Here is a 25450-nt window from a genome sequence, read left to right as displayed (position 1 = left end):
GACTGTTTCCTCCTGGCGCATTGCGCGTTGTGGTGACGGGTTGAGCGAGAACCCCCCAGGGTGCGGATGCGCGGTTCAGGACTCCATGGCCCGCCGATCCGTGATCAGGGTCATCTCGGACTGGCCGAGGAAACGCGAGATCCCCTGCTCGTCCGCGGGTACGGGGTTGCTGGCGCCGTCGAGGAGACGCCCGAGCCTGGCCACCTTGCCGGGGCCGTCGATGCCCAGCGCCTGGGCGGGCTGCGCGTCGATCGGCTCGACCGCTTCGAGGAGGCGGACGACGACGTCGTCGCGCTGGAAGATGGTGCTGCTGTCGATGATGCTCGCCGGGTCGTCGGCCGCCTCCTCGTCGTGCTCGGCCAGGAGCCGGGCCAGCGCCATGCCGCAGCCCTCCTTGGCCTGGTAGAAGAGCGCGTGGCGGCGGATGTCCTCGGCCTTGTGCCGGCCGGCGGTCACGTGGTGGACGGTGGGGAGCGCCGCCCGGGTGAAGAACATCCGGGCGGAGTCCGGGTCGCTGAGGTCCCGGTCCTGCTCCAGATAGGGGTTGATCGCCTCTTCGACGGCCCTGACCTCGGGCTGCCGGGCGACGTGGCGCAGCGCGGCGAGGAGGTCCCCCTCGACCTCGACGGCGCGCACGACGCGGTTGCCGTGCATGAAGAGCGAGGTGCGGCGCAGCCGGGTGTCCTCGTCGACGCGTGCGTTGGGCGAGTCGTAGTCGGCCAGGATCTTCGCCACGACGTCCTCGGTGCCGGGCCTGACGGTGAAGGTGAGCGCGTGGCGCACCACCCCGTCGCCCAGGCGCGGGGACGCCTGGAGGCGGCTCCTGACCGTCTCGGGTGCCATCTCGAACGCCTTGCCCGTCTCCCGGAGGACGCTGAAGCGCAGCGAACGGGTGTCGCGGACGCAGTTGTGCAGCGGCTGGACCGTCGCGACGTGCTCCTCGCTGTTCACCCAGGCGAGGAAGGGGGGCGCGCTGTCCCATTCGCTGGTGATCAGCCACTGGGAGGGGTTCTCGATGGACTGGCAGAGCTGGTCGCTGATGTGGCCGGGGACGGACGCCACCTGATTGCGCAGGTGCTCGTACGCCTCCAGGAACTCCTTCTGGGCCCCGTCGTAGAGGTCCAGCAGCAGCACCACGCGCAGCCGGGAGCCGTCGAAGGCGGACTGGGAGATCCGTTCCGAGAGGGTGGTGGTCATCTTTCGATCTCCTTCGAGACGGTTTCGGGTCGCACCGGGTGGCACGCCGTCAACCGTCGGTTGGCGAGTGGATTCGGAGCGGGGACTCTCCCGGCGGATGTGAATGGTCCGCCCCCAAGGCCGCGGGCATCGTCTCCGTGACCGATCGTGAAACGCTGGTCCGGGTGGCGCGAGATTTATGAACCGTTCAGGTGAGCGGGCGTCCGAACCGCTCTCGCCAGGGCATTGAACAATGCAACCGAACGGCGTCCGAGCTGGAGCAACTGATGAACGAGAACGTCGACATTCGCGTACCGGTCCTCATCGTGGGCGGCTCCCTGGTGGGCCTGTCCGCCTCACTTTTCCTCGGCCGGCTCGGGATCGAACACCTGCTGGTCGAGAAGCACAGGTCCACCTCGACACACCCGCGTGGCCGCGGCAACAACGTCCGCACGATGGAGGTGTTCCGCACGGCGGGGGCCGAGGCGGGCATCCGGCAGGCGGCCTCCGTCCTCGCCGACAACCACGGCATCCTGCAGGCCGGTTCACTGACCGGTGACGACCAGGAGTGGCTGTTCAAGGAGATCGACCCGGGAGGCGGCATCGCCCGGTTCAGTCCGACCGGCTGGTGCCTGTGCAGCCAGAACGACCTGGAGCCGGTGCTGGTGAAGCTGGCCCGGGAACAGGGCGGTGACCTGCGGTTCTCCACCGAGATGCAGAGCTTCGACCAGGACCCCTCGGGGGTGGACGCGGCCCTGAAGAACCGCGAGACCGGCGAGCACATCAGTGTGCGCGCGGACTACCTCATCGCGGCCGACGGTCCGCGCAGCCCCATCCGCGACCAGCTGCGCATCGACCGCACGGGGCCCGGCGACCTCTTCCACAACGTCAGCATCACCTTCCGCTCCCGGCAGCTCGCCGATGTGCTCGGCGACCGCAGGTTCATCGTCTGCTATCTGACCAACCCCGCAGCGGACGGTGCCCTGTTGCCGGTCGACAACAAGAAGGAGTGGGTCTTCCACGCCCCGTGGCAGCCCCAACTCGGGGAAACGATGGAGGACTTCACCGACGAGCGGTGCGCCGAGCACATCCGTACGGCGGTCGGCGCTCCGGACATCGACATCGAGATCACCGGCAAGGCGCCGTGGCATGCCGCGGAGCGGGTCGCCGAGCGGTACTCCTCCGGCCGGGTCTTCCTCGCCGGTGACTCGGCCCACGAGATGTCCCCCACCGGGGCGTTCGGCTCCAACACCGGCATCCAGGACGCGCACAACCTGGCCTGGAAGCTGGCCGCCGTGCTGAAGGGCGAGGCGGGCCCCGGCCTGCTGGACACCTACGAGGCGGAGCGGCTGCCGGTGGCCCGCGCCACGAGCGCACGGGCCTCGGCGCGCTCCAGCGAGCACAGCCACCCGGGGTACTCCGCGGCGCCGGGCGTGGGCCGCGGGAAGCAGGGCGGCATGCTCGGTGTGGCGCTGGGTTACCGCTACGTCCAAGGTGCCGTGCTGGGCACCGATCCCGGGCAGCCGGTGGTGCCCCAGGGTATGCAGTTGAACGGTGAACCGGGTAGCCGCGCACCGCATCTGTGGGTCCATCAGGACGGTGATCGCAAGTCCACACTGGATCTGTACGAACACACGCTCGTCCTGCTCACGGACGGTGAGGACCGGGTGTGGCGCCCGGCGGCCGCGCGGGTCGCCGACCGGCTCTCGGTCCGGCTCAGGACGTACGGCATCGGCCCGGACGCCGATCTGGTGCCCGAGAACGGTGCGAACTGGGCCGAGCTGCACGGCACGACGTCCGAGGGCGCCGTGCTGGTGCGTCCCGACGGTTTCGTGGCCTGGCGGTCGCCGGGCGCCTCGGCGGACGCCGAGAGCACCCTCCACGAGGTCCTGACCTCGCTGCTGCACCGTTCCTGACCTCGCCCCCGGCGGCCTCAGACCAGACCGAACGTCCTCAGTGCGGCGAGGAAGTCGTCGGGCCGTTCGGTGTGGACGAGGTGTCCGGCGTCGATGGTGACGAACCGGCCGTCGGGTATCCGCCCCGCCAGCCAGGCCAGGCTCTCCTGGGCGATCTGGCTGGTGGGGCCGCCGCCGATGACGAGCGTCGGGGCGGTGACCGCGCCGAGGAGCTCCCGCCAGCCGGGGTCCGGTTCGTCGAACTGGGCATCGGTCGACGGCACCACCGGCCAGTCGAAGTCCAGTTTTCCGTCGGGCCGCGGGGCGATTCCGCGCGGCGGATCGAGCGGGAACGGCGGCGGCACCTCCTCCAGGACGAGCCGCCCGATCAGCCCCGGCTCCCGCCCGGCGAGCAGATAGGCGGCAGCGGCGCCCATGGAGTGCCCGATCACGGTGGCTCCCCACAGATTGCGGGCCTCCAGGAAGGCGTGCAGGTCGTCCCGGAACAGTTCGAGGGAGTAGCGTCCGGGCCAGTCGCTGAGCCCGTGGCCGCGGAAGTCGAAGGCGTACACCCGGTGTTCGGCGGCGAGTTCGCCGGCGATCCGGGTCCAGGTCCGGCTGTCGTCGCAGCGGCCGTGGGCGAGCACGACCGGCGGTGCCGCCGGATCGCCCCACACCCGGTAGGCGAGCCGGGTGCCCCCGGCCTGCACGCTGCGCACGTCCGGGTCGAGGAAGGCCCCCACCGTGCGGACGAAGGCGCCCGGGTCGTCCAGCCAGGGGAAGTGCGCGGCGCCGCGCTGCACCACGAATTCGGCGTCGGGGAAGACCGCGACGAGTTCGGCGGCGCGGTCCGGGGTCGGTCCCGCGTCGTACTCCCCCGCGAGGACGAGCACCGGCGCGGTGACCGCCGCCAGCGCGGCGTTGGTGGTGGCCGGGTCGAAGACACCCTCCTGGTAATAGACCTTCCCCGCCTCGGAGTTGGTCTCTCCGGGCCCCTCCTCGGCATGGGCCCGTGCGGCGTCGTCCCAGCGCCCGTAGGCGAACGGCGCGACGGCGGCACGGGTCTGGGCGCCGGCGTGCCCGGCGAGGAAGTCGTCGAGGGCGGCCCGCGCCCGCGGGTACCAGGGTTCATCGCGCCGGAGTTCGCTCGCCTCGTGCCAGTCCTGGTCGGTGACGTCGATGCCCACCGCCCGGGTGCCGGGCGTGATCAGCGTCAGCGTACGCACCCGCTCCGGGAACCGGGCGGCATAGAGCGCGGCCAGATTGGCGGAGGCGGAGTGGGCGAGCAGGTCGACGCGTTCCTCGCCGAGGTGCTCGCGCAGCGCCTCGACATCGTCGACCAGCCGGTCGCAGCGGTACGTCGAGGGGTCGTCCGGCACCGCGGATCCGCCGGTGCCGCGCGGGTCCGGCACCACGAGCCGGCGTCGCGCGGAGAGCCCGCCGAGGTCCCCCAGGTACGCCCCGGCCCGCATCGGTCCGCCGGGCAGGCAGATCAGCGGTGCGCCCTCCCCGAGAAGGCGGTAGGCGAGTTCGGTCCCGTCGTATGCGTGGAAGATCGGCATGCCGCCATCCAAACAGGGCCGGCCGGGTGGTGCGGCCGTGTTCGGTATCAGCGAAGTCGTGATCGCGATCGGCGGCGCCGCCCCTCTTGCCATCCGGCGGAACATACTGAGAGCGTCCGGCTGTGGGCAGCGCGGGCGACGCCGCGAGGTCCGCTGCCGAACGCTCCGAATCGCTGCTGCCGAATGTTCGGTCGCCTGCTCGGAAGAGGGAGACCCCGATGACGTCCCTGCTGGACGAGGCGGAACGACTGGGCCGGGACGAGCTGGAGGCACTCCAGCTGAAGCGGCTGCGGGCCACGCTGCGGCACGCGTACGAGAACGTCGGCCACTACCGGGCCGCGTTCGACCGGGCCGGACTGCGTCCGGACGACTGCCGCACGCTCGCCGATCTCGCCCGCTTCCCCTTCACGACCAAGGCCGACCTGCGGGACAACTACCCCTTCGGCATGTTCGCCGTCCCCGAGGAACGCGTCCGCAGGATCCACGCCTCCAGCGGGACGACCGGCCGCCCGACCGTCGTCGGATACACCGCACGGGACCTGGACACCTGGGCCGATGTGGTCGCCCGCTCCATCCGGGCCGCGGGCGGACGCCCCGGTCATAAGGTCCATGTGGCTTACGGATACGGGCTGTTCACCGGCGGGCTGGGCGCGCACTACGGTGCGGAGCGGCTCGGCTGCACGGTCGTCCCCGCCTCCGGAGGCATGACCTCCCGCCAGGTGCAGCTGATCCAGGACTTCCGTCCCGACATCATCATGGTGACCCCGTCGTACATGCTGACGCTCCTGGACGAGTTCGAGCGGCAGGGCGTCGATCCCCGTTCGACCTCGCTGAAGGTCGGGATCTTCGGTGCCGAGCCGTGGACCCAGGAGATGCGGCGCGAGATCGAGGAGCGGTTCGCGATCGACGCGGTCGACATCTACGGACTCTCGGAGGTGATGGGGCCCGGTGTGGCGCAGGAGTGCGTCGAGACCAAGGACGGGCTGCACATCTGGGAGGACCACTTCTATCCCGAGGTCGTCGATCCGTTCACCGGCGAGGTGCTGCCGGAGGGTACGGAGGGCGAGCTGGTCTTCACCTCGCTCACCAAGGAGGCCACGCCCGTGATCCGTTACCGGACACGGGACCTGACCCGGCTGCTGCCGGGCACGGCCCGGGTGTTCCGGCGGATGGAGAAGGTGACCGGGCGCAGCGACGATCTGGTGATCCTGCGCGGGGTGAATCTCTTCCCGACCCAGATCGAGGAGATCGTGCTGCGCACCCCGGGCGTGGCGCCGCACTTCCAGCTGAGACTGACCCGCGAGGGCCGTCTCGACGCGCTGACGGTGCGGGCGGAGGCGCGGGCGGAGGCCACGTCCGAGCAGCGGGCGGCGGCCGCGGTGGCGATCACGGCGGCCGTCAAGGACGGGGTCGGTGTGTCGGTCGGGGTCGAGATCGTCGATCCCGGGACGCTGGAGCGGTCGGTCGGCAAGTTCCGGCGGATCGTGGACGAGCGCGGCGGGCGTTAGGGCGTGTGCCGAGGAGTGGCGCCGGGCGGGCGGAGAACAGGCCAGGCGGCGCCGAGCGGGCGGAGAACAGGCCAGGCGGCCCCGGGCAGGCGGAGAACAGGCCAGGCGGCCCCGGGCAGGCGGAGAACAGGCCAGGCGGCCCCGGGCAGGCGGAGAACAGGCCAGGCGGCGCCGAGCGGGCGTGGCTTTCGCCGCCCGCCCGGGGCGGCTCCCGTCACGTCGCCGGTCCGGCGGGGCGGGAGAAGCGGTCGCGCAGCTCGCGCTTGAGGATCTTCCCGCTGGCGTTGCGCGGCAGCGCGTCCACGAACAGGACCTGCTTCGGGGCCTTGAAGTGGGAGAGCCGTTCGCGGGCGTGGTCGATGAGTTCGGCCGCCGTCGCCTCCCGGCCGAGCACGACGACGGCGGTGACGGCCTCGATCCAGCGCTCGTCGGGCAGTCCGACGACGGCGGCCTCGGCGACGGCCGGGTGGGTGTAGAGGGCGTCCTCGACCTGCCGGGAGGCGACGAGGACACCGCCGGAGTTGATGACGTCCTTCACCCGGTCGACGACGGTGAGGAAACCCTCGGCGTCGCGCACCGCGAGGTCCCCGGAGTGGAACCATCCGTCGCGGAACGCCTCCGCGGTCTCCTCGGGCCGGTCCCAGTATCCCTCGCACAACTGCGGTGAGCGGTAGACCACTTCGCCCGCCGTGCCGTCGGGCACCTCCTCGCCGTGCTGGTCGACGATGCGGGCCTCGACGAAGAGGACGGGTCTGCCGCAGGAGTCCATCCGGCCCTCGTGCTCGTCCGGTCCGAGGACGGTGGCGAGCGGTCCGATCTCGCTCTGCCCGAAGCAGTTGTAGAAGGCGAGCGCGGGCAGCCGCTCGCGGAGCCGTTCCAGTACGGGGACGGGCATGATCGACGCGCCGTAGTACGCCTTGCGCAGCCCGCCGAGATCGCGGGTGGCGAAGCCGGGGTGCCGGGAGATGCCGATCCAGACGGTGGGCGGGGCGAAGACGCTGTCGGCCCGTCCCGACTCGACGAGGCCGAGGATCAGGTCGGCGTCGGGCGTGTCGAGGATGATGTTCGGCGCGCCGACGGCGAGGTAGGGCAGCAGGAAGACGTGCAGCTGCGCGGAGTGGTAGAGCGGCAGCGAGTGGACGGGCCGGTCGGTGGGCCGCAGGTCGAGCGCCGTGATCGCGCTGACGTACTCGTGCACGAGCGCGCCGTGGGTCATCATCGCGCCCTTGGGCAGTGCGGTGGTGCCCGAGGTGTAGAGCAGCTGGACGAGGTCGTCCGCGCCGGGCGCGCGTTCCGGTGCGAAGGGGCGCGGGCGGGCGGTGGCCGCCAGGAGGGAGCCTGGTGCGTCGCGCAGCGCGCGTACGGGAAGGGGGGCGGGAATCCGGTCGGCGAGGTCCGGGTCGGTGAGGACGAGGGTGCTGCCGGACTGTCCGAGGATGTACGCGAGATCGTCGCCGGTGAGGTTGTGGTTGACCGGCACGTGGACCAGGCCGGCGCGGGCGCAGCCGAGGAAGCCGATCAGGTACGCGTCGGAGTTGTGCGCGTAGCAGGCGACCCGGTCGCCCGGGTGCAGTCCGTGTTCCTCGGTGAGGACGGCGGCCGCGGTGCTGACGGCCTCGTCGAGCTCCGCGTAGCTCCATGTCCGGTCCGCGTACCTCAGGGCGGTGTTCCCCGGTGCGCGCCGGGCGCTGCGTGCGAGGACTCCGTCGACTGTGCTGCTCCGTACACCTGTCATGGCGTGATCCTGTGCGGCCGGAACGCGCGGGTCAAGGGTCGGGATGCGGGTGGCGGTGCCCGCGGGGGCCGGGGCGCGGGGTCAGGGGCTGATCGCGAGGAAGACGAACGCGGCGAAGATCGAGAGATGGACGCCGCCCTGGAGCAGGGTGGCGCGCCCGGGTACGACGGTCAGCGCGCCGACCACCACGGTGAGGGCGAGCAGCACCATATGGGTGGCGCCCAGGCCGAGGTGGAGCGGTCCGTCGAGCCAGACCGAGGCGAGGGCGATGGCCGGGATGGTCAGCCCGATGCTCGCCATCGCGGAGCCGAGGGCGAGGTTCAGACTGGTCTGGACGCGTTCGCGGCGGGCGGCCCGCACCGCCGCCAGGGTCTCCGGGAGCAGCACCAGCAGCGCGATGACGACCCCGACCACCGCCTGGGGCATCCCGGCCGCCTCCACCCCGGACTCGATGGTCGGCGAGACGGACTTGGCGTCGCCGACGACCGCGACGAGCGCGACCAGCAGCATCACCAGGCTCAGGATGGTGGCGCCCCTGCCGGGCAGCGGAGCGTGGTGCTCGTCCGGTTTCGGCCCGCCCTCCGGGGTGAGGGGCAGGAAGTACTCGCGGTGCCGCACCGTCTGCACGGCGACGAACAGCCCGTACAGAAAAAGGGAGGCGACGGCGGCGAAGGTCAGCTGGGCGGTGGAGAACTCGGGGCCCGGTTTGCCGACGGTGAAGGTCGGCAGGACCAGGCTGAGAGTGGCGAGCGTGGCGACGGTCGCGAGGGCCGCCCCGGAGCCTTCGGCGTTGAAGACGACGACGCGGGACCGGACGGCGCCCACGAGCAGGGCGAGCCCGACGATGCCGTTGCAGGTGATCATCACGGCGGCGAAGACGGTGTCGCGGGCGAGCGCGGACGTCTTGGGACCGCCGTCCACCATCAGGGTGACGATGAGGGCCACTTCGATCACGGTGACGGCAACGGCCAGGACGAGCGAGCCGAAGGGTTCCCCCACCCGGTGGGCGATGACCTCGGCGTGGTGGACGGCGGCCAGGACGGCGCCCGCGAGGCAGAGCGCCACCACGGCGACGGCGGACGGCGGCAGCTGCCGCCCCCAGCTGAAGACCAGGGCGAGCGCGGCGATGATCGGCACGACCACCGTCCACTGGGTCGCCAGTGTCCGGACCGACGCGCGCGCTTCCATGGGCCACACCCTGCCAGAGCCGCCGCGGGCGCGCGCGTCGGCGGCGTCCGGCCGGTGGTTCACAGGGCCCGGGAGTGTCCTTCCCAGTACGGGTCGCGCAGCCGCCGTTTGTAGAGCTTGCCGTTGGGGTCGCGGGGCATCACATCGATGAAGTCGACGGTCCGGGGGCGCTTGTACCCGGCGAGGCGCTGTTCGCAGTGGCTCAGGATCGCGGCGGCGAGGGCCTCCCCCGCCTCCTGTCCGGCGGCCGGTTCGACGACGGCCTTGACCTCCTCGCCCCAGTCCGGGTGCGGGATGCCGAAGACCGCGACGTCGGCGACCCCCGGGTGGCCGAGGAGGGTGCCCTCGATCTCGGCGGGGTAGATGTTGACGCCACCGGAGATGATCATGTCGATCTTGCGGTCGCGGAGGAAGAGGTAGCCGTCCTCGTCGAGGATGCCCAGGTCGCCGACGGTGAAGAAGTCACCGATGCGGTTCTTCCGGGTCTTGGTCTCGTCCTTGTGGTAGCTGAATCCGCCGGTGTTCATCTTCATGTAGACGGTGCCGAGCTCGCCGGGCGGCAGCCGGTCGCCGTCGTCGTCGAAGACGGCGAGTTCGCTGATCGGCCAGGCCCTGCCGACCGTGCCGGGTTTCTTCAGCCAGTCCTCCGCGGTGGCGAAGGCGCCACCGCCCTCGCTGGCCGCGTAGTACTCCTCGACGCACCGCCCCCACCAGTCGATCATCGCGCGTTTGACGTGGTCGGGGCAGGGCGCGGCTCCGTGGATGGCGTGCCGCATGGCCGTGACGTCGTACCGGCCCCTCACCTCCTCGGGCAGGGCGAGGAGGCGGTGGAACTGGGTCGGGACCATATGGGTGTGGGTGCAGCGGTGGGTGTCGATGAGCCGCAGCATCTCCTCGGGGGTCCACCGGTCCATCAGCACCAGGGGGTGGCCGATGTGCAGGGACGCGCCCGCGAACTGCAGCACGGCGGTGTGGTAGAGCGGCGAGCAGACCAGGTGGACGTTGTCGTCGAACGGCTTGATGCCGAAGATGCCGAGGAATCCACCGAGGTGGCTCTCCTCGGGAAGCCTGCCGGAGAGCGGACGGCGGATGCCGCGCGGGCGGCCGGTGGTGCCCGAGGTGTAGTTCATGACCCAGCCCAGGGTGCGGTCGTCCGGGGCCTGTCCGGACTGTCCCTCGGACAGTTCGGCGTACGGCCGGAAGCCGTCGACCGTGCCCACGGCGAAACGGTGGGCGGCGGGCAGTTCCGCCTCGTCGGCGGCCTCGGTCGCGGCCCGGGCGAACCGCTCGTGGGCGATGAGCACCTTGGCGCCGGAGTCGGAGACGATCCAGGCGATCTCGGGGCCGACGAAGTGGTGGTTGACGGGGACGAGGTAGAAGCCCGCCTGGGAGGCGGCGAGGTAGGCGGTGAAGAACTCGACTCCGTTGGGCAGCACGACCGCGAAGGCGTCGCCCCGCCGCAGCCCGGCCGCGCGCAGCCCGTGGACGAGGCGGTTGGCGGCGGCGTGCAGCCGGCCCGCCGTCCAGCTCTCGCCGTCGGGCGCGGTCAGGACCGTGCGGTCGGGGTCGGCGGTGGCCTGGGCCCAGAAGCCGTTGGGCGGCGGGGTCATGAGTCGCTCCGTCCGGCGATGCGGTTGATCCGGTCCACGGCACGCTCGAAGCCGCGGGTCAAGTCGTCGAAGACGGCCCGTACGCTGCGTTCGCTGTTCATCCGGCCGACGATCTGGCCGACGGGGGTGCCGAGCAGCGCGCCGGTCTCGTACTTCTGGATGCGTGAGACGGCGTCGGCCACCAGCAGTCCCTGGAGCGGCATGGGAAGGGTTCCGGGCCCCGCCGGGTCGTCCCAGGCGTCGGTCCATTCGGTACGGAGCTGACGCGCGGGTTTGCCGGTGAGCGCGCGGGAGCGGACGGTGTCGCCGGAACCGGCCGCGAGGAGTTTGCGGGTCAGCGCGCGGGAGTGGAGGTCGGCCTCCCGGGTGGTCAGCCAGAGGGAGCCGAGCCAGACGCCCTGGGCGCCGAGGGCGAGCCCGGCGGCGATCTGCTCGCCGCTGCCGATCCCGCCCGCGGCGAGGACGGGCAGCGGGCCCACGGCGTCGACGACCTCGGGGACCAGGACCATGGAGGCGATCTCTCCGGTGTGGCCGCCCGCCTCGTACCCCTGGGCGACGACGATGTCGATGCCCGCCTCGGCGTGGTGGCGGGCGTGCTTGGCGCTCCCGGCGAGGGCGGCGACGAGCACGCCGCGGTCGTGGGCGCGCCCGACGACGTCGGCGGGCGGCGATCCGAGGGCGTTGGCGAGGAGCGCGATGGGGTAGTCGAAGGCGACGTCGAGCTGGTTGCGGGCGACCTCCTCCATCCAGCCGGTGATCCGCCAGCCGGACGCCTCGCCGTCGGGGAGCTCCGGTACGCCGTGCTCGGCGAGGGTGTCCTGGACGAACTGCCGGTGTCCGGCCGGGATCATCGCCTCGACATCGGCCTCGGTCACCCCCTCCACCTTCTTCGCGGGCATGACCACATCGAGGCCGTAGGGCTTGCCGTCGGTGTGCTCCTGCATCCAGTCGAGGTCGCGCGCGAGGTCGTCGGGGGCGGTGTAGCGGACCGCGCCGAGTACGCCGAACCCGCCGGCCCGGGTGATGGCCGCGGCCACCGCGGGGAACGGCGTGAAGCCGAAGATGGCGTGCTCGACTCCCAGTTTTTTGCTCAGCTCCGTCTCCATGGGCGGCAGGATGCCGCAGCCGGGCAACCGAGGGAAGAGATTTTCTAATGCAGTGTCAGATTCTTTGTGACGCAGGGGGCCTCCGCGACGGCGGGGGTGACAGTAATCTCTGCGGCGGCAGGAAGTTTCATGGTCGGACGAGATTTCGAAAATTACTTTCGGGCAGCGGGAAGGGGTTCCGGATGACCGGGGACGCGGCGGGCAGAGGGATCGGCCGACGCAGGCTGGGTGGTGGGATGCTGGCTCTGGGCGGGGCACTCGCCCTGGCGCCGATTCCGTTCGCGGGGCGGGCGTCTGCCATGGAGCCGGGGGCGGAGGCGTCGGACATGCGCACAGGGACCGCCGGGGGCGCCGCCCCCGGACCGGGCCGGCCGACGCTGCGGCGCGGACCGGCGGCCCGCGCCGGGCTGCTCCAGGAACCCCTGGACCAGTTGGTGGCGGACGCCGAGAAGTACCTCGCCGACTCCCCCGCCCACCCCTGGTACGCGGGTGCGGTCCTGCTCGCCGGGCGGGGTGGCACGGTGGCGCTGCACCGGCCGATCGGCAAGGCCGTGCGCTACTCGGCGTACGACGAGAAGACCGACACCGGGGTGGAGTTCCCGCCCGACCAGCAGATCCCCATGGCCGAGGACACCGTCTTCGACCTGGCCTCGGTCTCGAAGCTGTTCACCTCGATCCTGGCCGTGCAGCAGATCGAGCGCGGGGCGCTGGAGCTGGAGGCGAAGGTCGCCTCGTACCTGCCCGACTTCGCCGGCGGCGGCAAGCAGGACATCACGATCCGTCAGCTGCTCACGCACACCTCGGGCTTCCGCGCCTGGATCCCGCTGTACGCCGCGCCGACGCGGGAGGGCAAGCTGCGACTGCTGTGGGACGAGGTGCCGGCCAGCCCGCCGGGCACGGTGTACCTCTACTCCGACCTCAATCTGATCTCGCTCCAGCTGGTCCTGGAGAAGATCACCGGCCGCACGCAGGATGTCCTGCTCCGCGAACGGATCACCGCTCCGCTGGGGATGCACCGCACCCGCTACAACCCGCCGGCCTCCTGGAAGCCGAAGATCGCCGCGACCGAGGACGCCCGGCTGCCCTGGTCCGGACTGGAACGCGGACTGGTCTGGGGCGAGGTGCACGACGAGAACGCGTACAGCCTGGACGGGGTGGCGGGCCACGCCGGGGTCTTCTCCTGCGCCTGGGACCTGGCGATCCTGGCCCGTACCCTGCTCAACGGCGGGGTGTACGGCCGTGCCCGGATCCTCTCCGACGCCTCGGTCGACCTGCTGTTCACCGACTTCAACACCGCGTTCCCCGGCGATGCGCACGGCCTCGGTTTCGAGCTCTACCAGCACTGGTACATGGGGGCGATGGCCACACCGCGCACCGCCGGTCACACGGGCTTCACCGGCACCAGCCTCGTCCTGGACCCGACGACCGACTCCTTCCTGATCGTCCTGGGCAACTCGGTGCACCCGGTGCGCAGCTGGCGTTCCGGCAGCGCACCGCGCGTCGCCACGGCCAATCGCATGGCGCGCGCCGTCCCGGTCCGCCCCGCGCGCGGCCGTACGGCCTGGTTCTCGGGGATGGCGAGCGCCGCCTCGGCCACGCTCACCCTGCCGGCGCTGCGGCTCGCCTCCGCGCGCCCCCGGCTGAGCTCGGCCCTGTGGTGGGACACCGAGCCCGGGTCCGACTTCCTCTTCCTGGAGGCGTCGGCGGACGCCGGAGCGAGCTGGCAGCCCGTACCGTTCACCACCGTGCCCACGGCCGAGAAGCCCCGCACCGAGCCCGAGCCGCATCCCACCGGCTCGGTCTCCGGCTGGTCCGGCCGGACATGGCACCGCCTCGACGCGGACCTCGCCGCCTGGCGCGGCAAGGAGGTACGGCTGCGGTGGCGCTACACCACGGATCAGCTGTACGTGGGACGCGGCGTGTACGTGGACGCCGTACGGGTCGAGGACGGCCACCGGACGGTCTTCGACGAGAGCAGGCCCGGCGATGCCGCGCGGATCGAGCCGCTGGGCTGGACGGCGTCGGCGGACTAGGGTCATTCGTTCGGATCGGGCCGGGCCGGATCGGCTCGGCTCGGCCCGGATCCGATCCGGCGGCCTGCCCGCCCTCGTCGAGGAGGCGAGGAGGCGAGGACCACGCTCGGCGTCCGCTCCCCGAAGTCCTGGCAGCTCACCGTCGACCGCATCACCGGTTTCCCCACCATCGGGGTCACCATGACCGGACCGGACGGCTCCGCCTCGCTCGACGCGGACGAGCGGGGAAGGGTGCCGCGGCGCGGCACGCTGACCGGGGCCCGCGCCGTCGCCTCCCCGGTGGCGGCTCCCCTCCCGGGCCCCGCCGACGGGACGGACCGCGGCGCACCGGAGAATGCCCCGATGACCACATCGCCCACCCACCGGACGCGCGCCGAGCGCCTCGACGCCTACCGGACGACAGCCGCCGTGTACGCCGAGACAGGGGTGGAGCTGGTGGTGGAGGGGCCCTGTCCGGGCGGTCAGGTGGGCGCCGCGTACGTGCGCGGGCCCGATGGCCGCCGGTCGGTCCTCAAGTCGCGGCCGGACACCCGGATCGAGGAGCTGCGGGCGGGGCCGCTGGCGGTGTGCGAGGTGCTGCGCGCCCACGGATACCCCTGCCCTGCGACGGAACTGGCGCTCCAGGTGGGCCGTGCGGCGGTCCTGGTCCAGCAGCTGCTGCCGGGCACACCGATGGAACGTCTGGACCACCACGGACTGGATCAGGCACTCGCCCTCAACGCCGCGCAGACGGGCCTGCTGGCCCGGCACCGGCAGATCCCCTCGATGGACCTGTATCTGCTCGACGACGGCCCCGGCTACTGCCTGCACGGTCCGCTGCGCCGTCACAACCGGCGCAGCGCGGCCCTGGAACGGCGGATCAGGGCGACGGGAGCCGGCCACCCCCGTCGACTGGCAGGGGACGACGTCGTGCACCAGGACTTCCACCACGGAAATCTGCTCGCCGTGGACGGCACCGTCACCGGGGTCATCGACTGGGACGGCGCCGGGCGGGGAGACCGCCGTTTCGACCTGATCACCCTGCGCTTCGGGCTGCACTCCGGCGAGCAGCCGCCGGGGGTGGTCGGCCGACTCGACGCCGTCCTGGACGCCCTGCCCGAGGACGTCCTGCGCCCCGGCTGGGCCCACATGAGTCTGCGCATGACCGACTGGGCGATCCGGCACTTCACCGCGGACGAGGTCGAGCACTGGATGGATCTGGCCGAACAGCGTCTGTGACGGATCCGGTCCGGCCGGGCCCTGTACATTCCGGTGATGCTCTCCGACTTGAAGAACGATCGCACGGGCAGCGCTCCGCGGGGCGGGAACCCGACCGTCCCGCGGCGCCCGGACGCGGGAGCCGCTGCGACCGGGGAGGAACCGGACCGGTCGTCCGAGGGGACCCGGCCGGTCCCCGGCCCCGGGGCGCCGGGCGCGGCGGTCGAGGGAGCGGTGTGAAGACCGCTGCCGCGCCGGCGGCGGCCTCGCTGACGCCCCTGCGCATACCCGCTTTCCGGCGGTTCGTCCTCGCCAGTCTCATCTCCGCCACCGGCTCCGCGATGGCTCCCCTCGCGCTCGCCTACGCGGTGATCGGGCAGGGTGGCGGAGCGGGCTCGCTCGGTGTCGTGCTGGCCACCAACTCCGTTCCCACGATCGTCCTCACGCTCGTGGGCGGCGTTCTCGCGGACCGGTTCTCCCGCAGCCGGATCCTGTTTCTGGGCAGCCTCCTGGCGGCTCTCGCCCAGGGGGCACTCGCGGCGCTGGTGGCCTCGGACCGGGCGACGACCGCCTCGATCGCCGCGTGCGGCTTTCTGTCAGGGGTCGCCGTGGCCTTCACCGCACCGGCCGCGACAGGCGTGGTGGGGCAACTCGTCGCGCCCGCACACCTGTTGCGGGCCAATGCGCTGGTCCGGCTTCCGAACAATGCCGTCAAGATGCTCGGTCCGGTGGCCGCGGGGCTGGTCGTCGCGGTCGGCGGACCGGCCTGGGCCCTGTCCTGGGACGCGCTCAGCTTCCTGGTCGCGGCGCTGCTGCTGCTCGGTCTGCGGCTGGGCTCGCCGGTCACGACGAGCAGCGCGCCGGCCGATCTGCGGGCGGGCTGGGCCGGGTTCCGGTCGCGGACCTGGCTGTGGACGTACACCGCCTCGGGCACGGCGGTGGTCGCCGCGTGGCTGGCCGGGTTCCAGCTGCTCGGCCCCGTGGCCGCGGCCGAGCACTACGCCGGGGCGCGGTCCTGGGGGCTGGTCCAGGGCGCGTTCGCGTTCGGGCTGCTGGCGGGAACGGTGGTGTGCCTGCGCTGGAAGCCGTACCGGCTGCTGGCCGTCGCCGTCGTCACCGGTGCCGGGCTCTGTCTGCCCCCGGCCGCGCTGGGTCTCGGGCTGGGCCTGCCCTGGGTGCTGCTCGCCGCCGCGCTCGCGGGGATCGGGCTGGACATCGCCATCGTGACGTGGAACACGGCGCTCCAACAGCACGTTCCGCAGCAGGAGATGGGCCGGATGAGCTCGTTCAACACCGTCGGGGAGCGGCTCGCGATCCCGCTCGGCTATCTGATCACCGCGCTCGCCGTGCACGCCTGGGCCGACCGGACCGTACTGCTGGTCTGTGCCGGGGTCATCGTGGCGGCCACGCTCCTCAACCTCTGCGTCAGGGACGTGTACCGCGTCAATCGCCTCTGAGCGCGGGCCGGAAGGCGCGCCCGGCGGGGGCCGCGGTCTCGCGGGCCCGTCCACGGCCGGCCGCGCCTTCCGGGCGGATCAGTAGGAGTGGTCGGCCGTGACGTCGGCCGAGAGGTGGAGGGTCCGTTGCGCCGTGGTCGTGCGCAGGGCCAGGAGGGTCTGGGCGAGTGCGTCGACGGTGACCAGGTGGGCGATGCGGCTGGCCGTGGTCTCCAGACCGAAGACCAGGTCCTGTCCCCCGGCGACGAGGGTGTGCGTACTGGTCTCGCTCAGTGGTGAACGGGCGTAGCTGGTCAGGCCGATGACCTCGGCTCCGGCCAGGCGGGCGCGGCGGGCGGTGTCGACCGTGCTGCGGGTGGCGCCGGTGTGGCTGATGGCCAGGCACACGGCGCCCGGCGGGAGCTGGGCGGCGGAGAGCTGGGCGGTGAGGGCGTCGGCGGGGGCGTCGACGACGCAGCCGAGGGCGCGCAGACGGTAGGCGGCGTCGGTGGCCACGGCGGCGGAGAGACCGGACGCGGCGACCACGACGCGGGGCGCCGCGTCCAGGGCGGCCGCGGCGGCCCGGAGCCCGGCGGGGGTGAGGGTGGTGGCGAGGTCGTCGAGGGCCTCGCGGGAGGCGTGCAGCGTGTCGGCGAGCGCGCGGGCCGCCGGGTCGTCGCCGGGGGCGGCGGCCGGGGCGCCGGGCCCCGGACCCTGGCGTGCCGCCGCGATCTTCAGCTCCTGGTAGCCGCGGAAGCCCAGGCGCTGACAGGCGCGTACGACCGAGGACGGAGCCGTACCGGCCAGGCCGGCCACATCGCTGACGCTGAGCCGGACGAGGTCGGGCCCCTGGTCGAGGATCACCCGGGCGACCCGGGCCTCGGTCTCGCGCAGCTCCGGCAGCCTGGCCCGCACATGGGCACCGAGCCGGTACCCGTCACTGGAATTCTGTTCCATGTGATTAGAGTAGCGCGGAAATTCATTCCAGGTACTCTGTTCCCGCAGGGAGTCCCGTCATGCCCTCCTTCCTTCCCCAGGGCTCGGCCGTGCCCGGGGCCGTGCTCTGCGCCGCCGTTCTCCATGCCCTGTGGAACGCGATGGCCCACCGCATCACCGACAAGCTCGTCGGTTTCACCCTCATCAACCTGGCCTACACCGGCTGCGCGGCGGTCCTGGTGTGCTTCGTCCCGCTGCCCGGGGCCGGGGCCTGGCCCTTCATCCTGGTCTCCGCCGCACTGGAAGTGCTCTCCCAGCTCTTCCTGCTGCGGGCCTACCAACTGGGGGACTTCGGCCAGATGTACCCCATCGCCCGGGGCACCGCGCCGCTGCTCGTGGCCGTCGCCTCCGTGACGCTGCTGGGGCAGCCGCTCGCCGCCGCCGAGACGGCGGGCGTACTGGTGATCTCGGCCGGACTGGCCGGACTGGCCTTCGCGAACGGGCGGCCCGGCCGCGCCCAGCTGCCCGCGCTCGCCGCCGCGGTGGCCACCGGGGTGGTCATCGCGGGCTACACCGTCGTCGACGGCACGGGGGTGCACCGGTCCCAGACCGTCATCGGCTACATCGCCTGGCTCTTCCTCTGCCAGGGGCCCGTCCTGCCACTGGTGGCACTCGCCCGCCGCGGCCGTCCGCTGCTCGCCCAGCTGAAACCGGCCTGCGGCACCGGCCTGGCCGGCGGTGTCATCTCACTGACCGCGTACGGCCTGGTCATCTGGGCGCAGGCCCACGGCGACCTCGCGACCATCGCGGCCCTGCGCGAAACCAGCATCCTCATCGCGGCGCTGATCGCCACGCTTCTCTTCCGCGAACGGTTCGGCCGGCTGCGCCTCGCCGCCGGCGCGGCCGTCCTCGCCGGGATCGTCGTACTCGAACTCGCCCACCCCTGACCCCTTCGGCCCGGGTACGGCGAAGCCGGGGCGCGGCGGCTACCCCGCCCGTTGCGCCGCCGGGCGTCGGGCGCCGTCCCGCGCGGGGACCGGCACGGTCGCGTCGGCCGGCGCCGGGGCCGTCGACTCCCGCACGACCAGCCTCGGCCGGATGAGCAGGGACCGTCCCGCCGAGGGAGCGGAGTCGATCCGGGCCCGGAGCTGCTGGAACGTCTCCGCGGCCATCTCCGGCAGCGGCTGGCGGACGGTGGTGAGCGGCGGCTCGAAGAGGTCGGCGAGGAGGATGTCGTCGAAGCCGACCACGGAGACGTCCTGCCCCGCGCTGCGCCCGGCGTCCTTGGCCCCCCGGCAGATCCCGATCGCGCACATGTCGTTGATGGCGACGAACGCGGTGGGCGGGCGTGGTCCGCCGAGGAGTTCCCGGGCGGCGTTGCGCCCCAGCTCGGCGGCGTCCTTGTCACCGAACTCGGTGGCGTCTGCGCCGGGCCAGACGATCGCGTCGGCCGGGTCGAGCCCCGCGGACTCCAGGGCGGCCCGGAAGCCGCGCAGCCGCTCACGGCGGTTGACGCTGTTGACCGAACCCGAGACGAACGCCAGTCGGCGGTGGCCCAGTTCGATCAGATGGCGGGTGGCGAGCTCGGCGCCCATCGCGTTGTCGACACTGATGGAGGCCAGTGACGGCGGGTCGCCCGCCTGGGCGGTGCGGTCGAAGGCGACCATCTTCAGCCCGCGGCTGAGCAGCGGAGTCACATGGTCGAGCGAGGGCAGCGAGGAGCACAGCACCACACCGCTCACCCCGTCCGCCAGCAGCTCCTCGCCGTACTTGAGCTCGCGGGCCGGGTCGCGCTCGCTGTTGCAGAGCAGTACGTGGTACCCCTCGGCGAGCGCGATGGCCTCCAGCTCGCGGGCGAGCGCCCCCCAGAAGGGGTTGGCGACCGACGGCACGATCAGGCCGATGACCTTGATGCGGCCGGTGCGCAGCATCCGGGCGGCGCGGTTGGGCCGGTAGCCGAGCTGCTCGATCACCTGCTCCACGCGGGCCAGCGTGGCCGCCTGCATACGGTCCGTCCGCCCGTTGAGGACGTTGGAGACCGTGCTCGCGGAGACCCCCGCGGCCTCCGCGACCTGATGGATCGTTACCCCGCTCATGCCACCTCCGGTTCGGAACCTGTCTGACCCTACCAGTGTATCGATTTACTGAACTTCGTTTACCGGTACACCCGTTAACACCCCCGAAAATTCATGTGCATCAGCTGTTGACGTCGCTCTCAGGGCGTTCCTAGCATCAGTGCATCGATTTACCAGCACTTCCCAGCCATGGCCGGGACCCCTCGCTGGATCGATCCACAGCCTCCACCTCAAAAGGGGTGTCCCATGCAACTCAACCGACGGTCGCTGCTTGCCGCCATCGGCGCCGGTACCGCCGCCGCCGCGCTCGGCGGATGTGGTACCGGTACGTCGACGGCAGGCTCCGCCGAAGGCCCCGCCGAGGGTGAGATCACCCTGCTCACCCCGATCTACGAGGGATCCGACGGCAAGACGCTGTTGGAGAAGGAGATACTCGGCGGCTTCCGGAAGAAGTACCCGGACGTCAAGGTGAACGTGGACTACACCACGTACACCCAGCTCAACGAGAAGATCACCACCGGTCTCGCGGGCGGACTGCTGCCCGACGTGCTGATGATGGGCGTCGGCTGGATCCCGCCGTTCGCGGCGAAGAAGGCGATCGCCGAGCTTCCGGAGAAGTTCGCCGCCGCGCACGACTACGAGAAGCGGGTGCTGGAGCCGTCCCGGTACGGCGGCAAGCTCTACGCGCTGCCGGTCGTCCTGGACACCCGCATCGTCGTCTACCGCAAGGACCACTTCGCCGAGGCCGGCATCAAGAAGCCCCCGGCGAACTGGGCCGAGCTGCGCGCCGTGGCCAAGCAGCTCACCAAGGACGGCCGGATCGGGTTCGACCCGTTCTCCATCGACCTGCGCCAGTGCTGGGAGACCTTCCTCTTCGCCAACGGCGGCAGTCTGTTCAGCGCCGACGGCAAGAAGGTGCTGTTCACCGACGCCCGCGGGGTCGAGGCGCTGCAGTTCTTCAAGGACCTCATCGAGGACGGCTCCGCCGACTACGCCAAGAAGACGGACGCGGGCGCCCCGTCGAACGTACAGACCGGCAAGGCGTCGATGATGATGACGACCAGCGCGCTGTGGAGGCAGGCCGGGCAGCAGACACCGGACCTGATCAAGGACGACAAGCTCGGAGCGTTCGTCCTGGCCAACCGCAAGCCCGCGATGCTCCAGGGCGGCACCCTCGTCACCCAGTCCGCGAGCTCCAAGCATCCCGCCGCCGCCCGTGCGCTCGTCGAGTACCTCGCGACGCCCGAGTCGATCCTCGGCGCGGCCGAGCAGCGCGGTTCGGTGCCCGGCCTGAAGGACCTCAGCGACACCGCGTACGTGAAGGAGAACAAGTTCGTCGACCTCTCCCTGCGGAGCATGGGCGACGCCTGCTCCGAGGGCGGCACCCCCGCGTGGATGGAGATCCGCGAGAAGATCAAGCCCACGCTGGAGCCCGCGATCGTGGGCCACCAGTCGGCGAAGGACGCCATCGCGGAACTCGGCCGGCTCGCCGAGGCCGCGATAGGCCGGATGTAAGGACCCGTCACTGTGGGAGCGACATCCGTATTGAAGGCGCGCCCCGCGCCGCCCGCCCCGTCGGCCGGGAACCCGGTCGCGAAGAAGCGCGCCGGACGGGCCCCGACGGGACCGGGGCGCCGCAGGCAACGCGCCGGCATGTTGATGGTGGCGCCCGCGCTGCTCCATGCCTCGCTCTGGATCGGCCTGCCGGTCGTCGCATCGGTGGTCCTGGCCTTCACGAAGTACGACGTGCTGACGGCGCCGCAGTTCGTGGGCCTGGACAACTTCCGCGACATGCTGGGCGACGCGGTCTTCCGCAAGTCCATCGTCAACACCGTCGTCTACACCTTCTTCACCGTGCCGTTCGGCATGACGCTGGGGCTGCTCGTCGCCCTGGCACTGCACACCGGCCTCAAGGCCCGGGGCGTCTTCCGTACCGCGGTCTTCCTGCCGCAGGTGACGGCGACCGTCGCCATCGCGCTGGTCTGGCTGTGGATCTACAACCCGGGCAACGGGCTGCTGAACACGCTCCTGTCGTTCCTCGGGATCGACGGACCGGCCTGGCTCTCGTCGACCTCCTGGGCGATGCCCTCGGTGATCCTGGTCGGCATCTGGCAGGGCATCGGGATGAAGATGCTCATCTACCTGGCCGCGCTGCAGAACCTGCCGAAGGAGCTGTACGAGGCGGCGTCGGTGGACGGCGCCTCCAAGGTGCGGCAGTTCTTCTCGATCACACTGCCGCTGCTGAAGCCCGCGACGTTCTTCGTCCTCATCACGTCGATGATCACCGCGTTCCAGTCCTTCGACCAGATCTACATCCTGACCGACGGCGGCCCCGCCAACAGCACCACGATGATGACGTACGAGATCTACAAGTCCGCCTTCCGGGAGTTCCGCGTCGGCTACGCCTGTGCCCAGTCCCTGGTGCTGTTCGTGCTGCTGATGGGCTTCACCCTGGTCAACCGGCGGATCATGGGAGGCACCCGTGGCCACAACTGAGCCGCACGCGCCGGGGGTCGCGAAGAAATCCCGGCCGGTGAGGAACGGCAGGCCGGTCACCGCCGGCCGGATCGCGCTCTACGCGACCCTCACCGTCGTCTCGCTGCTGATGGTGGTGCCGTTCGTCTGGATGGTGCTCACCTCGCTCAAGTCCCCGGTGGAGATCGCCTCCCAGGACGCCGGACTGCTGCCGGAGCACTGGGAGTTCGGGAACTACGTCGACGCGCTGAAGGCGGCGCCGTTCGCGACGTACGCACGCAACAGCCTCATCATCGCGTTCAGTCACACCCTCATCAACGTGGTCGTGGCGTCGATGGCCGGGTACTCGCTGGCGCGGATCAGGTTCCGGGGCAGCGAGGTCATCTTCTACCTCTTCATCGCCGCGCTGATGATCCCCACGTACACCAAGGTGCTGCCGGAGTTCCTGATCGTCCGCTTCATGCCGCTGGCCGGCGGCAACGACCTCTTCGGCCAGGGCGGCAGCGGCTGGCTGGACTCCTGGTGGGCGCTGATCGTTCCCGGCGCCGTCACTCCCTTCGCGGTCTTCCTCTTCCGGCAGTTCTATCTGGACCTTCCGGTGGAGCTGGAGGAGGCGGCCAGGCTCGACGGCCTGGGCGAGTTCCGGATCTACGCCCGGATCATGACGCCACAGGTCAAGCCCGCACTCACCACCGTGGCGCTGCTGACCTTCGAGTCGTCGTGGAACAACTTCCTCTGGCCGCTGCTGGTGACCCGCACGGACAGCCTGCGGGTGATCCAGGTGGGGCTCTCCGTCTTCAAGACGGAGAACGGGCCCCAGTGGCACTTCCTGATGGCCGGCACCACGCTGGCCACCCTGCCCATGGTCGTGCTCTTCCTCATCGGCCAGCGCTACTTCGTACAGGGCTTCGCGACCGCAGGTCTCAAGTGACCGGTCGCTGCCCGAACGACCGTTTCCCGAAAGGTACTTACTCCATGTCTGCTGATCTCAACGGTTCCCGCGCACTGGTGACGGGGGCGGGCCACGGCATCGGCCGCGCCATCGCCGTCGCGCTCGCCGGGGCCGGTGCCGATGTCGCCGTCCACTACCACTCCTCCGCGGACGAGGCCGCCGAGACCGTCTCCGCGATCGAGGCACTGGGCCGCCGGGCGAAGGCGTTCCGGGCCGATGTCACGGTGACCGCCGATGTGGACCGCCTCGTCGACGAGGCGACCGGCTTCCTCGGCGGACTGGACGTCCTGGTCTGCAACGCCGGGCACCTGATCGGCCGGGCCACCGTCGCCGAGATGTCCGACGACCACTTCGACCAGGTCATCTCCACCAATCTGACGTCCACGTTCCGCACCGTGCGCGCCGCCCTGCCGCATCTCGTGGAGTCGTCGGCCGGCCGCGTCATCACGATGTCCTCGCTGGCCGCGCACAACGGCGGCGGCCCCGGCTCGGTCGCCTACGCCGCGGCGAAGGCCGGTGTGCGCGGCTTCACCAAGGGCCTGGCCAAGGAGCTGGGCGGCACCGGCATCACCGTCAACTCCGTCGCGCCCGGCTTCATCAAGGGCACCGCCTTCCACGACACGTTCACCGCGCCCGAGGCGCAGCAGGCGATGGAGGCGGGCATCCCGGTCGGCCGGGCCGGCACCCCCGAGGACGTCGCCGCCGCGGTCGTCCACCTGGCGTCGCCGTCGTCCGGCTTCCTCACCGCCACCACGGTGGACATCGACGGTGGCGTGTGGCCGCGTTGAGGCGGATCGCCCGGGAGCGGGGCGGCTGGTGGCACGCGTACGTCTGCCCGGCGCACGGCGTGGAGCTCGACCACGGCGATCTGCTCGCCGGGGTGTTCCCCGAGGGCGGCGCGCGTTGTGCGTACGGCTGCCGGGTGGACGACGAGGCGGTGCGCGGCGCCTGGCTGGTGCTCTCGCACCAGGCGTGGGCACGGCACCTGCGGGTGCTCGCCCATCGCGGTGAGCGCGCGGAGTCGGTGGCCCGGCTGGTGGAGTACGCGGGGCTGTACGCGGAGCTGGCCACCGAGCGGCACGGCGAGGCCCAGACCTGGATGCTGCGCGGCCGCCTCTTCCACCAGGCGCTGACCGATGCCATCTGGGCGGTGAACATCGGGCACGCCGTGATCACGCTCGCCGAGGACTCCACCGAGGACCTGGCGCCGGTGCTGCCGCTGCTGGACGCGCTGGAGCGGGCGGCTCTCGACGCCCGGGTCGTGCTCACCGGACAGGGCCTGCTCGCCTCCAACTACACCGCGTGGCTCAACGCGGCCGGCGCGGCGGCGAGCCGGGGCGCCTCGGCGGCCCGCGGCGAGGCGTGGGGCGGCGCCGGTCGGTGGCTGGGGGGCGTGCACGGGCTGTACGCGCATCTGCGGGTCGCGGTCGCCGACGACGGCTGGGAGTGGGAGGGCAGCACCTATTACCACGGGTTCGTGCTGCGGGCCGCGCTGCTGGCGCTGCGCGGCACCGACCCCGCGTCCGTGCCGTCGGACGTGATGGACGTGCTGGCGGGGATGACGGACGTGCTGGCGGTGATCGCCACTCCGGGCGGCATCCTGCCGGCGCTGCACGACGGCCCGTATCTGCGCGGTCCGCTCGCCCTGGAGTGGCTGGAACTCGTGGCGCTGGCGCAGCAGTTGGTGCCTTCACCGGCCCTGGAGGCGGTGGCCGGACGGGCCCGGTCCGAGCTCGGTGCCCGGGACGACGGGCTCGACCGGGAGCTGGGCGGCTGGTTCGCCGGTCCGCCGTCGGCCGAGCGCCTGGCGCCCGGTCCGGTGACGGTGTTCCCGGCCGCCGGGTACGCGGTGCTGCACCACGCGGGCATCCACGCGCTGCTGGACTTCGGCCCGCACGGCGGTTCGCACGGCCACCGGGACAAGCTGTCGCTGTATCTGTACGGCGACAGCACGCCGTGGCAGCCCGATCCGGGCCAGGTTCCCTACGCCCACGCCGAGTTCCGTGATCTGTACGCATCGACCGAGGCCCACCCGGCGTTCCGGGTGGACGGTGCCGAACAGGCCGAATGCGCCGGGCGGCTGCTCGGCTCGGACGGTTCGTCCGTCACCGCCGAGGTGACGACCGCGTACGAGGGTGTGCGCGCGGTGCGGCGGGTGGTGCTCGGTGGCGGCTATCTGGTCGATCTGCTGACGGTGCGGGCCGGGGAGGAGCGGTGCCTCGCCGCGCAGCTCCGCCCGGGCGTGGCGCTGGACGTGCAGCCGCAGGCGTCGGGCGAGGTGCGCACCACCTGGTACGGCGACGAGACCCTGCACGGCTGGCACACCCACACCCCCGGTGCGTCCGTGCGCCCGGTCTCCCGGCCGGGCCCCGGTCCGGCGGACGATCCGCAGCGGGTGCGCACCCGGGTCGACTTCACCGCCCGGTCGGGCCTGGTCACCTTTGCCTCGGTGTACCAGGCGGCGTCGGCCGGGCCCGCCGTGACCGGGGTGCGGATGGACGGCGACGGGGTGCTGACGGTGTCGCTGACCGACGGCAACACCGCACGGTTCCGGACGGAGGACTGA

At 71.8% G+C, this 25450-nt stretch carries 19 protein-coding genes; 11 read left to right on the top strand and 8 right to left on the bottom strand.

Features of this window, described 5'->3' with window-relative positions:
• Nucleotides 1–75 precede the first annotated feature (75 nt).
• Complete coding sequence (locus ACFVFH_RS14645; protein ID WP_383767528.1) at nt 76–1197, bottom strand: SchA/CurD-like domain-containing protein; 1122 nt, start codon at nt 1195–1197, stop codon at nt 76–78.
• Between the two features lie 266 nt (nt 1198–1463).
• Between ACFVFH_RS14645 and ACFVFH_RS14640 the strand changes: the two genes are divergently transcribed.
• Nucleotides 1464–3092: an FAD-dependent oxidoreductase gene (locus ACFVFH_RS14640; RefSeq protein ID WP_383767525.1), complete on the top strand. Its 1629-nt coding sequence runs from the start codon at nt 1464–1466 to the stop codon at nt 3090–3092.
• A 17-nt stretch (nt 3093–3109) separates the two neighbouring features.
• On the opposite strand, the gene ACFVFH_RS14635 is transcribed toward ACFVFH_RS14640, so the two are convergent.
• On the bottom strand, nt 3110–4633 hold the full coding sequence (locus ACFVFH_RS14635) for an alpha/beta fold hydrolase (RefSeq protein WP_383767522.1): 1524 nt from the start codon (nt 4631–4633) through the stop codon (nt 3110–3112).
• Between the two features lie 218 nt (nt 4634–4851).
• Between ACFVFH_RS14635 and paaK the strand changes: the two genes are divergently transcribed.
• Nucleotides 4852–6141, top strand: a complete 1290-nt coding sequence (paaK, locus tag ACFVFH_RS14630) for a phenylacetate--CoA ligase PaaK (protein WP_383767520.1) — start codon at nt 4852–4854, stop codon at nt 6139–6141.
• A 214-nt stretch (nt 6142–6355) separates the two neighbouring features.
• On the opposite strand, the gene ACFVFH_RS14625 is transcribed toward paaK, so the two are convergent.
• The 4 genes from ACFVFH_RS14625 to ACFVFH_RS14610 all read right to left on the bottom strand — a co-directional run bounded on the left by ACFVFH_RS14625 (nt 6356) and on the right by ACFVFH_RS14610 (nt 11780).
• Entirely contained in the window at nt 6356–7876 is a 1521-nt protein-coding gene (locus tag ACFVFH_RS14625) for an acyl-CoA synthetase (RefSeq protein WP_383767517.1), read from the bottom strand.
• Nucleotides 7877–7957: 81 nt separating this feature from the next.
• Nucleotides 7958–9064: a calcium:proton antiporter gene (locus tag ACFVFH_RS14620; protein WP_383767515.1), complete on the bottom strand. Its 1107-nt coding sequence runs from the start codon at nt 9062–9064 to the stop codon at nt 7958–7960.
• Nucleotides 9065–9123: 59 nt separating this feature from the next.
• Nucleotides 9124–10674, bottom strand: coding sequence for an acyl-CoA synthetase (locus ACFVFH_RS14615; RefSeq protein ID WP_383767512.1), 1551 nt, complete (start codon nt 10672–10674; stop codon nt 9124–9126).
• A complete protein-coding gene (locus ACFVFH_RS14610; protein ID WP_383767510.1) occupies nt 10671–11780 on the bottom strand; it encodes an NAD(P)H-dependent flavin oxidoreductase in 1110 nt (369 codons plus the stop codon). Before ACFVFH_RS14610 ends, ACFVFH_RS14615 begins: the two co-directional genes overlap by 4 nt.
• Before the next feature lie 182 nt (nt 11781–11962).
• Here ACFVFH_RS14610 and ACFVFH_RS14605 point away from each other — a divergent pair, with 182 nt between their 5' ends.
• The 3 genes from ACFVFH_RS14605 (at nt 11963) to ACFVFH_RS14595 (ending at nt 16467) form a co-directional block, all read left to right on the top strand.
• On the top strand, nt 11963–13813 hold the full coding sequence (locus ACFVFH_RS14605) for a serine hydrolase (protein WP_383767507.1): 1851 nt from the start codon (nt 11963–11965) through the stop codon (nt 13811–13813).
• A gap of 180 nt (nt 13814–13993) precedes the next feature.
• Nucleotides 13994–15031, top strand: a complete 1038-nt coding sequence (locus ACFVFH_RS14600; RefSeq protein ID WP_383767504.1) for a phosphotransferase — start codon at nt 13994–13996, stop codon at nt 15029–15031.
• A 215-nt stretch (nt 15032–15246) separates the two neighbouring features.
• Nucleotides 15247–16467, top strand: coding sequence for an MFS transporter (locus ACFVFH_RS14595; RefSeq protein ID WP_383767502.1), 1221 nt, complete (start codon nt 15247–15249; stop codon nt 16465–16467).
• 78 nt (nt 16468–16545) lie between these two features.
• On the opposite strand, the gene ACFVFH_RS14590 is transcribed toward ACFVFH_RS14595, so the two are convergent.
• Nucleotides 16546–17403 (bottom strand): MurR/RpiR family transcriptional regulator, encoded by an 858-nt coding sequence (locus ACFVFH_RS14590; RefSeq protein ID WP_383767499.1) that lies wholly within the window; start codon nt 17401–17403, stop codon nt 16546–16548.
• 59 nt (nt 17404–17462) lie between these two features.
• Here ACFVFH_RS14590 and ACFVFH_RS14585 point away from each other — a divergent pair, with 59 nt between their 5' ends.
• On the top strand, nt 17463–18329 hold the full coding sequence (locus ACFVFH_RS14585; RefSeq protein WP_383767496.1) for an EamA family transporter: 867 nt from the start codon (nt 17463–17465) through the stop codon (nt 18327–18329).
• 39 nt (nt 18330–18368) lie between these two features.
• On the opposite strand, the gene ACFVFH_RS14580 is transcribed toward ACFVFH_RS14585, so the two are convergent.
• Complete coding sequence (locus ACFVFH_RS14580; RefSeq protein WP_383767493.1) at nt 18369–19478, bottom strand: LacI family DNA-binding transcriptional regulator; 1110 nt, start codon at nt 19476–19478, stop codon at nt 18369–18371.
• Nucleotides 19479–19703: 225 nt separating this feature from the next.
• Between ACFVFH_RS14580 and ACFVFH_RS14575 the strand changes: the two genes are divergently transcribed.
• From ACFVFH_RS14575 to ACFVFH_RS14555, 5 genes are read left to right on the top strand one after another with little or no spacing between them, the layout of a single operon-like run.
• Complete coding sequence (locus ACFVFH_RS14575) at nt 19704–20972, top strand: ABC transporter substrate-binding protein (RefSeq protein WP_383767490.1); 1269 nt, start codon at nt 19704–19706, stop codon at nt 20970–20972.
• A gap of 12 nt (nt 20973–20984) precedes the next feature.
• Nucleotides 20985–21953: a carbohydrate ABC transporter permease gene (locus ACFVFH_RS14570; RefSeq protein WP_383767487.1), complete on the top strand. Its 969-nt coding sequence runs from the start codon at nt 20985–20987 to the stop codon at nt 21951–21953.
• Nucleotides 21940–22863 carry a carbohydrate ABC transporter permease gene (locus ACFVFH_RS14565; RefSeq protein ID WP_383767484.1) on the top strand — a complete coding sequence of 308 codons (924 nt, stop codon included), beginning with the start codon at nt 21940–21942 and terminating at the stop codon, nt 22861–22863. Before ACFVFH_RS14570 ends, ACFVFH_RS14565 begins: the two co-directional genes overlap by 14 nt.
• 44 nt (nt 22864–22907) lie before the next feature.
• Complete coding sequence (locus ACFVFH_RS14560; protein WP_383767482.1) at nt 22908–23672, top strand: SDR family NAD(P)-dependent oxidoreductase; 765 nt, start codon at nt 22908–22910, stop codon at nt 23670–23672.
• Complete coding sequence (locus ACFVFH_RS14555; RefSeq protein ID WP_383767479.1) at nt 23660–25450, top strand: heparinase II/III family protein; 1791 nt, start codon at nt 23660–23662, stop codon at nt 25448–25450. Before ACFVFH_RS14560 ends, ACFVFH_RS14555 begins: the two co-directional genes overlap by 13 nt.

The sequence above is a fragment of the Streptomyces sp. NPDC057697 genome (genome assembly GCF_042799335.1).
Lineage (GTDB): Bacteria > Actinomycetota > Actinomycetes > Streptomycetales > Streptomycetaceae > Streptomyces.
Note: the sequence above shows the minus strand (reverse complement) of the source record. Positions and strands in the feature narration are given on the sequence as shown.